The sequence below is a fragment of the Acinetobacter sp. OYA S30 genome (assembly GCF_033599315.1).
Classification (GTDB): domain Bacteria; phylum Pseudomonadota; class Gammaproteobacteria; order Pseudomonadales; family Moraxellaceae; genus Acinetobacter; species Acinetobacter baumannii.
Window position 1 is genome coordinate 1 of record NZ_JAWVAV010000065.1, and the last position, 9,793, is coordinate 9,793.

A 9,793-nucleotide genomic window follows, 5' to 3' on the forward strand; every position below is an offset into this window, starting at 1 on the left:
TGGAATTTCTGAATTAACTGTTTGGACTGGTCCGCCACCTGCCCCTGTTATTTCCTTGCGATTGGTATATAAGCCGCCAACCTCTTTAGCTGCCTGCTCTAAAAGGCTCGGCACAATGACTGGGTTTTCTTTGAATTGTTCATGATCGATGAACCGTTGTAGGCGTTTGAGGCGGTATGCAATGTTAGCGATTGGAATAGCACTAAGGTTGTCGTTCATTTCCTTGCGCACTCTGTAGAACTCAGCCTTAAACTCTTCGCTTAAGTCCTGCCCTGTTTTCTTTGTTGGGTCGTATGCTTCACATTGCTGTTTGGTTACGGTGATACCAAATTCTTCTTGGACGCCTCTTGCTGTTTCACTAGGTGTCTCATAGGTAGCAAGTGACCGTACTATATAGAGTTTCACCCGTTTATTAAGCCTTGCCATTTATCTCTATCCGTCCAAGTACGTCCAAGTAGAGTGGCAAAAAAAATTTAAACCACCTTTAAGTTACAAGTGCCACAAGCGTAATGAACATCAGCACGTGTGAGCTGAGGCCTTTTATTAGCTGCTTCGACCATTCGTTTAACATCCTCAGTTGCTCCATATCGGCGAACAACACCTGTAAATTCTTCAACATCGTGACCTTGAATAGCTAACTTAGGCATACCAGTTTCTCTGTTATAAGCTGGTGTTCCGTATTGGTCCTTCTTATGTGCAATGTGATAAAGCTCGTGTTCAACCAAAGCACAAAAGTTCACATCACTTGCTATACGTGAATATGAAGCATCAAAAGTAATTAAGTATTCAGGTAAATAATTGAACCACTGGATGTATTGTTCTTCTTGTCGTTCTTTCTTCCAGCCACCAGCATTGATCATGACTTTTTCAGTAGTCCCAATGACCTGACGTCCTTGCTTTTTAAAACCAGATCTAGCCCACATCACAGCAATATCTGGATATCGAAATGACCGTAAATGCATGTGATCAGGGTTAAATAGTTTTGATTTTGGATCTAGAAAAACCTGTCTTATCCATTCCCACAATTCTGGCGCTGGTGCAAAGTTTGGAGTGTCTATTTCAAAAATCCATTCTGGAGGCATTGGACGTACAGGAACATGAAAGCCGACTTCGTTTTTCATAAATTTAACCCATTAAAAAAGCTGCCATTTGGCAGCTCTTATTTAACCTCTTGCTTCTCGAGCAAGTTCATCCTCTAGCACTCTATAGCGCCAATAACGATCTGGCTTTACCCAAACAACTTCTTTTAAGGTTGGTTTTTTAAAGGCAGTTAGTAATGGGGTTGCAATTGCCAAATTACCATCTGCATTTTCTTTCAGATAATCAAAATAGGAGTTCTTAACCAAGTAATCAACTACGTCATCTTGATAAAGACAACCATCAATTCGTAGTTTTAATATCATCCATTCAACTACTTGGTTAATACCTACTTTTTTGATTCAGGATCTTCTTCATCTGTGACCGCTACAAGGCTTTCTTCAGGAAACTTTCCAGAATCAAGTTTCTTCCCAGCAAACCATTGGCAAGAATATAATCCATTAAATTCTTTAGTTTGAAAGTTTTCACCAAGGGAAAGAACCGCCATATCTGGTCCCCCAACATTTAGTTTAACTTTATCACCAATTTTATATTTAGGTGTTTTTACTTTACTCATGTTTAAAACTCGTTATTTTTTAATGAAATTTATATATTGAGACAATAAAAATATTTTCAAGTTTAAAAATAAAAAGCCCCGCCAATAATCGATATTTAGCGGGGCTTCTTGTGCCGTAATCCGTCCGGCAAACGATAAAACTAGTTTTTAGGAGCTCTAAGGATATTAAGGACTTTTTCCGACATATCATGCAAGTCAGATCCAATAGGTAGCCAGAAACGATAGTTAATGTTGTCGCGGTTAAAAACTTGCTTGTAGTACTCAGTTTTAAAAGATAGGTCGATATCAGAAGCTTTAAGCAATCTACCTTCTTTTTCTATCTTTTGCCCATCAAGTTCACCACCAACACAGATATTCATTTTACTTACCAGTTTTTAATTAGTCTGGACTATAGCACAAAAGAGAACCGGTCGAAGGAGGTTAAAAAATTACTCTTCAAGCCAATTACAAGCTTTTAATAAGTTCTCATAAATTTCAATTCTCATTAAAATTGTATTTTTAGCAGTTGTTTCATCTCTATACAAATCATTGTCTTTTATATTTTTTCTTATAATTTCTTCTGAGATTAACCCTCTAATTTCTAAAGGATCAACTTTGCCATTTAAAGGATTTTCATTAAGCACATTTCCTATTAAGTGAACATTCTCAAGTTGTTGTTGAAGGGATTTTCTAAGTTGTATTTCAATCTTTTGTCTTAAGGTAGGGTTTTTCAACAGCCCCACATCTTTAATTTCTCTAATAACATTGTAGAATTCAATTTTACTTTGAAAAATTGAATTTCCAACTCCACCGAAAAATCCAGTAGGTGTAAAAGCCATATCGATACGCATTTTATAATATTCAATTTGCATATCATGAAGTAACTTTTCTGACTTGTTCCCGATATCTCTTAATTTAAAAAGATTGCCTCCAATGGAGAATTCCTGAATTTCTTTTAAAAAATAACCTGTCAAACAAATGAACATAGAGGCGATAACTAATATAACGAATTCTGATCCCTGTATTTGTCCTAAATAAAGAATTCTGTAAGCTACCCCCGTTAATACAATGAAACAAGATATTATAAAAATAAGCTTTGTTTTCTCACTTTTAGAAGGATTAGTTTCTGACATTTTATTTAATTCGGATTTATAAAAAACTTATTATATTAAAATTCATGGAACAAAAAAGCTCACCATTTGGCGAGCTTTTAAAACATTTTGGTGCAACGCTTATAACTTCGTCCCACCATATCACAAATCTAAACCAAGTGTGCTGCACTGTCAAGATTGCAACACCTCAATTTTTCCATCCAAATATGCCAAGCCTTTATCAATCTCAGCACGTACCTTTGCTTTACTACATCTATGCACATTTGCAATTGTTAAATAAGACCAGTCGTTCTCATAATAAAGTATTAAAAACCAAGCTCTTTCTTGTAGAAATTCCCTATTATCGTTATGCATTTTAGCCAAGAGCTTACTTACTTCAACTGCCTCATAATCTTCAATTTCGCATGGCATAGAGACCTTACTTGATCTAATTCTAGTTGTGTCATTTTGGTCAATTAGACATGCTAAAGGATTAGCAGAAACTTTAAATTTTGTTGATCTTACCCATAGACCATATTGTTCCAACCATTGATGAGCAGAACGTTTAGACCAATCCATTGTCTTGTTATTAACTTTTGCATTCATGTTTAAACTTCCCTCACATCAATATTGTGAACTGTTTTCATCAGGTGTTTCTTATTTCGGTAACTCGGTAGCTTGCGTGTAGCTATAGACTTCACATCTTCAACAACGTATTCACCTGCTGTCGTGAAATAAGTGAAATCGGCAAAATATCTAAGTGCTGGTTTAGCTCGTTTCTCCCCTTCTAATTTTGCCTTCGGTGCCAATTCAAATTTTGTGTGATGCTGCAATTCTTTAATTTCACCTCGTTGTTGTAGAGCCTTTAGCTCGATATACCGTTTGTATTCTTTAGTACTGTCAAAAGTCATTCCATCCAATTTAATTTTCGAAGCATTAAACTTGTTTCGACCCTTTTTCTTTTGAACTTTCGGGCATGTAAGGCGGTAATCAGCAAGGCTCATTGATGTCATTTAGGCTCACCACCATTGAGCACTTGCTCTAAAGCTTTAAAGGTTCGAATCATTGCCATTTGTAGAAATTCATGATTGCCGCGCATGTCCCCTTCAACATACTGCAAAGCATATTGAGTCTCCTTTAATGCCCCATCTAAACGCTTTTGCAATTCCACTACTTTCGCTTGCAGGTGCTGCCATACAAGGTTGTGTTGATAAACATTTTCTCTAATGTACGTATCTTCATAGCGTTCAAATAGATTAGCGGGCGGAACAAAACCATAAGGCTTGTAATATGTATCTAAGTACCACTGCTCAAACTCTTCCATCACACATCCTCCACTTTGCAATTAGCGTAGGTCTCAAAGAAGAACTTTACAGGCTCAGACTTAATTTCAATCAGTCCAAATCGAAGTAAATGACGAGCATGTGTGCTATCGCGTAGTAACTGCACATCACGGTAATGTGTAAGCATCTTTCGCCACCCTTCCAGCGGCATAGACGATTTGTTTGTATTGCAAGGAACACATGCAGGGTTCATGTTTTCTAAAGTGTCGTTTTGCGGTCTAGTCATTTCACCCGTAATTAACTTTCCACCACCCACATGAATTAAATCTCGCTTCACTGCTTCGATATGGTCTGCATGCCACTTATCGCCAAGCAACTCACCACAGTAAGCGCAATGTCCACCAAACTTTTGTTTTAGCTCAGCACGTTGCTGTTTAGTTAACTTCATCGGCTATGCTCCACTTTCATACCGTCAAACTCTTGATCAATTACGGCCATACCGCGCACTACAGCTGCTTGTGAAGGAAGCTTCTTAAAATCAATAGTGTTTACTTCATGGCAGTGTTTGCACATAAACTTATTTTTCTTTTCAAGCTTTGCCTGTATTTCACGGACCTCTGCCAGCATTCTGTTATTACGTTGGGTGACTTGATTCAATTGGTCTAAATATTTGGCAATCCATAAAACTGGATTAAGTTTTGTTTTGCAGTCCATACAAAGGATCTCATTATCTTCCTTTGATATTTGAATACGCCCGTGATCACACTCCACAATCTCATTTCTACGTGTGAACTTGATAACTTGATTTTGTTCATCAACATGAATCACATGCTTATCTTGGAAATGGCTCATACATTCGCCCCTTCAATTAGCTGAAGAATATTTCTAGGTATCGGCATACCTTCTCGGCGACACATCTCTGCGTATTCATGCGGATTGTCGAAAGGATCTGGCCCTAATTCTTTTGCAAGTTCAGGCTCTTTTTCCTTAGCCTTAAGCTTTTGTACTGGTGCAGGTTTACGACCATTGATTTTTAATCGTTCCATCAATGATTGGAGATGCTTTTGGGCTTCGTCATTGGAAACTGGTATATGCACCTTTTGCTCATTTTTCTGAGCTAATAAAATTGGTTCTTGGTACCAAGCTTGAACTTTTCCTTTTAACTGAGCTTCTGCTTTGTACTCGTCATACACCTTGATAAATTCCATTTTGGCTTTGTACATTTCGCCGTCTTGAATAAGCGAATAAACTTGATCAAGTACAAATTTGGCTAATGTAGTAATTTCTTGGTTTTGCTCACGCCCATCAGGCAATCTCACTTTCTTGTGCTGAGTGATTTGTGTGTATTCACAAGCCTTAACCCATGCTTTTTCAGCACTCCACCAATCATCACCCATGCACATAGCACGGAATTCAGCGAAGTTAGGCATGTAGGTATTTGTACTAGCGTAAAATAGCGCTAAGCCTCTTTGAAGTTGATTAGGTGTAACCCCAACCAATGCCTTTGCAAGATGTTGTTCAACGATTTGCATTGGTACTGCATTTTTCCCTTCAACTGGGAAATTCTTATTGAACTGAACCGCGTACTTAGTTCTGTATGCAGCAATTAGTTCTTTCAAATAACTATCGAATGACGCTAATTCAGTCATGATTAATAGCCTCCGATATATTGCTGGTCAGGGGTAACATCAATCACGTTTGAACGGTTGCTCTCAGCGTACATCTGAGTGAAATAACCCGGTTCTTCAGGAACGTTATGAGATTGTGAGTTTTCCTGAATTTGATTTTGGCGAGGTTCAAATACACCCTGATAATTTCCGATAATTGAGTTTTCCAGTGATTGGTTAGCCATAGGTCCAAAAGAGATAAGTTTTTTAAGGATTAGCTTTACTGCGTTTTCAGAGAGTGGTTTTTTGATGCTGACACGCATATCAACAAAATTGTTCCACAGCTCTGGATCTACACATGCAGGTAGTTCAACTGAACGTGGATTAAATTCATTTGGTTTTTCTGTTTTAGGTTTTTCAGAAACAGACTCTCTTTTTTTATTTATTTTTTTATTACTTTGAGAGTTGTTTTTGATAGTGATACTTTGTGTGTTAAAAATTTTTACTAGTAGCGGTAAAAAATTTTTACTAGTGTAGTTAAAATTTTTAACTAGCAGTGGTAAAGAATTTTTACTAGTTTGGCCATAAATTTCAGGTAGTAAAAAATTTTTACTAGGGAATTTAAGCACTAAACCAACACTAGTATCGTTACCTAATTTGAAAGTATTTCCATGAATTGTGCTTGGTTGTTCCACGACTAAACCGACCTTGATAAGCTCATTAAGGCACTTAACAACAGTCGGCCTACTCTTCCCTGTAATCTCTTCAAATTGAGTTAAAGAGATGGAATCCATCTCCTTATTCCAACCGCGAGTTTTACGGCAAATAACCAAGTAAATTTTGCATGCAGCATCAGAGATTTTATTTAAAACCTCATCAACAAATGCATTAGGCACTTGAAAGGAATTTGGTACAAAATTATTCATTGATTCCCCTCTTCAGCGGCTTGGATAAACCGTCCTAAAAATCGAATCTTTTTAGCTCGACCTAAACTTGCGATAACTTCTCCGGCAAAATAAAAAGAAATGCCATGTTGATATGCCAAAGATTCAACGAGCTCATCTCTTAATACAGCCGCGTTATTTTCGTCTCGGTTAATTCGGCGTAGGTTTTCCTTTCTCTTTTCAAGCAATTGATTCAGCGTATAAAGAGCCGGCTCAAACCAGCTCTGGATTATTTGCTGTTGATTTGATAGATTATTTGTGTTCATTTGATTCACCTCAATTGAATGCCTAGAAGCCTGATCTCGACCATCAGGCTTTTTTAATTTCTAGAATTTGGGATTCTGGGTTTACCCCGATCTTCCCTAATAATCCTAAACGCTCCCTTTTTTTCCTATTTTTTTCAGCTCTTTCAAGCATTAAGCTAACCTCATGATATTCACCCATAATGGCTTTCTCTAAGAGGATTACAGCTTGATGCGCATAATCTTTACCCCGGATATCCGAGATCAATCTCAAACGCTCCATCATGTCGGGCAGCATCTTCAAACGAAGATCTTCTTTTTCAAGGCTCATGAGACTCTCTTAAATGGTAGTGTTGGTTCTTGTTCAAGTAGCTTAAAAGCCGCTGCTTCAGGCACAAATTCACCCCACTGGTAAACTGCTTGACGGCTAATTTTTAAAATTTTTGCGATTTTTGGCGCATTGAACCGAGCCAGAACATCTGATGTTTTCATCTCAATTCGCATATTAATCCCTATCTTTAGCTTTACTTTGTTAAGTCTACTTTACACAAATATGTTTAGCAAGCTTTGCAAATGAAAAGTTAAGATTTCTTTACATTTTGCATATGGCAATAGCCATGAGATTTACACTATGAGCACTCTACAAGAGCGAATGTCTTTAGCTATAAAACACTATGAGTCTGAAACAGGTAAAAGATTCAAGAATACTGATTTAGCTAGATTTGCTGGCGTTAGTAGAGCTAATGTCGGGCTATGGGTAAATGGGCCAACACAAGAACTTGAAGGCTCAAATTTAGTAAAAGCTGCTGAGTTTTTAGGAGTTTCTAAAGACTGGCTTGCTGGTCAAAGCAATAAAATGGATGCTACAAAAATTGATAATAATGTCTCCAAGAGAGTAGCAACATTAGCACCTGTTCTTTCATGGGTTCAGGCAGGAACTTTTACCAATGTGCAATCTGTTGATCTATCTATGGTTGAAGAATGGCTTCCTTTACCAGATGAATGCACTAATTGTTTTTATCTAAAAGTTCAAGGCGTAAGTAACCAACCTGACTTTCTGGAGGGTGATTACATTCTTGTAGACCCAGATGTTTACTATAGTGACATGCAATCTGGAGATATGGTCGTGGTTCGAAGATTTGAGGATGCAACTTTTAAAAAACTTGTTATCGAAACAGATGGATCTCGTTATCTGCAAGCTCTAAATCCTAAATTTGAACCAAATATCATTCCTTTGGATGAGCATTGTTATTTTGTCGGTCAAGTGGTTGACTGTATGCGATATACATATAGAGCAAAAAGAAGATCTAGACCAAATTGATGAAAAAACGTGACCCGACACGGCACTTTATAACAGTTCGGGAGAAAGGGGGGAAACAAAGTGAGTGCAACGGTGCAAAGCTATATCATTTCGAATGAAATGGATGCTATAAATCTTTTGGAGAAAGTTTTAAATAATGAAGTTGATACAGATCATTTAAGTATAAAGGTTGAAAACTTTACTCCTTTTAATTTGCATGTTACGGGTGATAAATTTCATCAAACAATTACTTCATCAGTTATGAAGGGTTTTTTGGAGATGCAATCTGCAATCTATAAATCTTACTCTTTGATACGCTATAATGATGAGGTTCCTAATAAGTTAACTCAAGAAGATAGGGATGACCTTGAACTTGAGGTGAAAGTTTTGAACGGTTCATCAGGTTTTAATGTAGATTGGGACGGTATATTCAATAACTTAATTGAGAAAACGGTGGGTAGGATGACTGGCAAACAAGTTTTTGTATCCGTTCTTTTTCTTATAGCAACCTTTGGTGGCAATAGTATCTATCAAACCCATATTGAAAATCAGACTCAACTCAGAAAAGCTGAATTGGAATTGAAAGCAAAACAACAAGAAAGTAATGAACGTCTTGAAACTGTTAAAATCCTGAATCAAGCTAATCAGAGAACTCTTGATGTACTTGAAAAAGCTGTAAATGCTGAACCTATTACAAAAACAATTAAAAATGACGCAAAGGAAGTTACTACAAAACTAGTTAAAAGTGTCAGAACTGCAGATAAAGTTGAGTTTCAAAATGCAGTAGAATTTAGTGGCGAGGCAGCTAGAGAAATTACTACCTCCTCTAAATCAAGTTGGGAACCAAAACGTATTGATGGATTATATATAATTCAATATGTTGATTCATCAAATGCTGCAAAGCGAAAAATACGTTTACAAGATGTAGAAAGCGGACAAGTATTTGTTGCTACTTTAGAAAATGACTCACTTGATCAAAAAATTCTTAATGCTATTAAGAATGCTGAATGGGGATACACTAAGGTTTACCTAAAAATAAAAACTCAAACTCAAAATGGTAAATATAAAGATTCAATTATTATTGGTGCTTCTGAGCCACAAAAAGTTTAGAAAAGCCAAAATATGCAAACCCACCACCACGGTGGGTTTTCTTTTTTATTAAAATAAAATGTATAGTTTGATTTACATTATATTGTAAATCGCACTTTACATATTTAGTTTTGTAAAGTAATCTTTACCTCGTAGACAACTAAAAAGCACATCGACTCTCTTACCTTCCGATGTGCTTTTGCAAACTGCGAGATCAATTATGAACGTAAAAGTTTACTCATTCAACTCATTTGCATTTGTCAGCATGGCTGCTCTTGCAATCTCTGGTGGATCTTTAGTTGCTTGCCAGCTACAACCAGCTTTCCAAACAAAAGACGCACCTACTCTTTTTACACCTAAAACTCAACCAAGTACTTACGGTGTGTTAACCGCGAAAATCACAGGTAAACATTCTGGCGTTGCTGTCATCAAATTAGATAGCTTCCGTTTAAACGTTAGCTTTGATTTTGAAGCTCATCCTGACAGCTACGGCGTTCCGGGTTCTGAATTCACCGCTATTGATATTACACAACTCACAGTAAATGAAATCACTGATGTTAATGGTAAGTCATATAACGATTTCACCGAATTTGAAGACATCCGA

19 protein-coding genes are annotated in these 9,793 nt (G+C 36.9%); 3 read left to right on the forward strand and 16 right to left on the reverse strand.

All coding sequences use genetic code 11. The annotated features are described in order from the left end of the window. From R5R67_RS18150 to R5R67_RS18225, 16 genes are all read right to left on the reverse strand, one after another. Nucleotides 1-426 (reverse strand): DUF2280 domain-containing protein (locus R5R67_RS18150; protein WP_318755068.1); only part of this gene is annotated, 426 nt, incomplete at its 3' end. Between the two features lie 47 nt (nt 427-473). Further along, entirely contained in the window at nt 474-1,121 is a 648-nt protein-coding gene (locus tag R5R67_RS18155; RefSeq protein WP_264425975.1) for a putative metallopeptidase, read from the reverse strand. A 42-nt stretch (nt 1,122-1,163) separates the two neighbouring features. Next, nucleotides 1,164-1,439 carry a DUF6953 family protein gene (locus R5R67_RS18160; RefSeq protein ID WP_372387843.1) on the reverse strand — a complete coding sequence of 92 codons (276 nt, stop codon included), beginning with the start codon at nt 1,437-1,439 and terminating at the stop codon, nt 1,164-1,166. Further along, complete coding sequence (locus tag R5R67_RS18165; RefSeq protein WP_000048856.1) at nt 1,427-1,654, reverse strand: YodC family protein; 228 nt, start codon at nt 1,652-1,654, stop codon at nt 1,427-1,429. Before R5R67_RS18165 ends, R5R67_RS18160 begins: the two co-directional genes overlap by 13 nt. A 140-nt stretch (nt 1,655-1,794) precedes the next feature. Further along, a complete protein-coding gene (locus R5R67_RS18170; RefSeq protein ID WP_147501848.1) occupies nt 1,795-2,013 on the reverse strand; it encodes a hypothetical protein in 219 nt (72 codons plus the stop codon). A 69-nt stretch (nt 2,014-2,082) separates the two neighbouring features. Beyond that, nucleotides 2,083-2,766: a hypothetical protein gene (locus tag R5R67_RS18175; RefSeq protein WP_000005274.1), complete on the reverse strand. Its 684-nt coding sequence runs from the start codon at nt 2,764-2,766 to the stop codon at nt 2,083-2,085. 150 nt (nt 2,767-2,916) lie between these two features. After that, entirely contained in the window at nt 2,917-3,330 is a 414-nt protein-coding gene (locus R5R67_RS18180; protein ID WP_070423386.1) for an antiterminator Q family protein, read from the reverse strand. A 2-nt stretch (nt 3,331-3,332) separates the two neighbouring features. Further along, entirely contained in the window at nt 3,333-3,737 is a 405-nt protein-coding gene (locus tag R5R67_RS18185; RefSeq protein ID WP_057691425.1) for a DUF1064 domain-containing protein, read from the reverse strand. Continuing rightward, nucleotides 3,734-3,952: a hypothetical protein gene (locus tag R5R67_RS18190; RefSeq protein ID WP_029749821.1), complete on the reverse strand. Its 219-nt coding sequence runs from the start codon at nt 3,950-3,952 to the stop codon at nt 3,734-3,736. Before R5R67_RS18190 ends, R5R67_RS18185 begins: the two co-directional genes overlap by 4 nt. 95 nt (nt 3,953-4,047) lie before the next feature. Further along, on the reverse strand, nt 4,048-4,455 hold the full coding sequence (locus R5R67_RS18195) for an HNH endonuclease (RefSeq protein ID WP_000778994.1): 408 nt from the start codon (nt 4,453-4,455) through the stop codon (nt 4,048-4,050). Next, a complete protein-coding gene (locus R5R67_RS18200) occupies nt 4,452-4,859 on the reverse strand; it encodes a hypothetical protein (RefSeq protein WP_000017854.1) in 408 nt (135 codons plus the stop codon). Before R5R67_RS18200 ends, R5R67_RS18195 begins: the two co-directional genes overlap by 4 nt. Beyond that, nucleotides 4,856-5,656 carry a hypothetical protein gene (locus R5R67_RS18205; protein WP_000137332.1) on the reverse strand — a complete coding sequence of 267 codons (801 nt, stop codon included), beginning with the start codon at nt 5,654-5,656 and terminating at the stop codon, nt 4,856-4,858. Before R5R67_RS18205 ends, R5R67_RS18200 begins: the two co-directional genes overlap by 4 nt. Nucleotides 5,657-5,658: 2 nt before the next feature. Continuing rightward, nucleotides 5,659-6,540 carry a replication protein gene (locus R5R67_RS18210; protein WP_260644405.1) on the reverse strand — a complete coding sequence of 294 codons (882 nt, stop codon included), beginning with the start codon at nt 6,538-6,540 and terminating at the stop codon, nt 5,659-5,661. Next, entirely contained in the window at nt 6,537-6,824 is a 288-nt protein-coding gene (locus R5R67_RS18215) for a hypothetical protein (RefSeq protein WP_025464538.1), read from the reverse strand. The genes R5R67_RS18210 and R5R67_RS18215 overlap by 4 nt, the downstream gene beginning before the upstream one ends. Nucleotides 6,825-6,867: 43 nt before the next feature. Next, nucleotides 6,868-7,131 (reverse strand): hypothetical protein, encoded by a 264-nt coding sequence (locus tag R5R67_RS18220; protein ID WP_032000213.1) that lies wholly within the window; start codon nt 7,129-7,131, stop codon nt 6,868-6,870. Continuing rightward, nucleotides 7,128-7,304 (reverse strand): Cro/CI family transcriptional regulator, encoded by a 177-nt coding sequence (locus tag R5R67_RS18225; protein WP_001217697.1) that lies wholly within the window; start codon nt 7,302-7,304, stop codon nt 7,128-7,130. The genes R5R67_RS18220 and R5R67_RS18225 overlap by 4 nt, the downstream gene beginning before the upstream one ends. A gap of 127 nt (nt 7,305-7,431) precedes the next feature. Here R5R67_RS18225 and R5R67_RS18230 point away from each other — a divergent pair, with 127 nt between their 5' ends. From R5R67_RS18230 to R5R67_RS18240, 3 genes are all read left to right on the forward strand, one after another. Next, the gene (locus R5R67_RS18230; protein ID WP_038344066.1) at nt 7,432-8,121 is read left to right on the forward strand and encodes a LexA family protein; all 690 of its coding nucleotides are present in this window, start codon (nt 7,432-7,434) and stop codon (nt 8,119-8,121) included. Nucleotides 8,122-8,181: 60 nt separating this feature from the next. After that, the gene (locus tag R5R67_RS18235; RefSeq protein WP_038344064.1) at nt 8,182-9,210 is read left to right on the forward strand and encodes a hypothetical protein; all 1,029 of its coding nucleotides are present in this window, start codon (nt 8,182-8,184) and stop codon (nt 9,208-9,210) included. 199 nt (nt 9,211-9,409) lie between these two features. Beyond that, nucleotides 9,410-9,793 (forward strand): hypothetical protein (locus tag R5R67_RS18240; protein WP_318755074.1); only part of this gene is annotated, 384 nt, incomplete at its 3' end.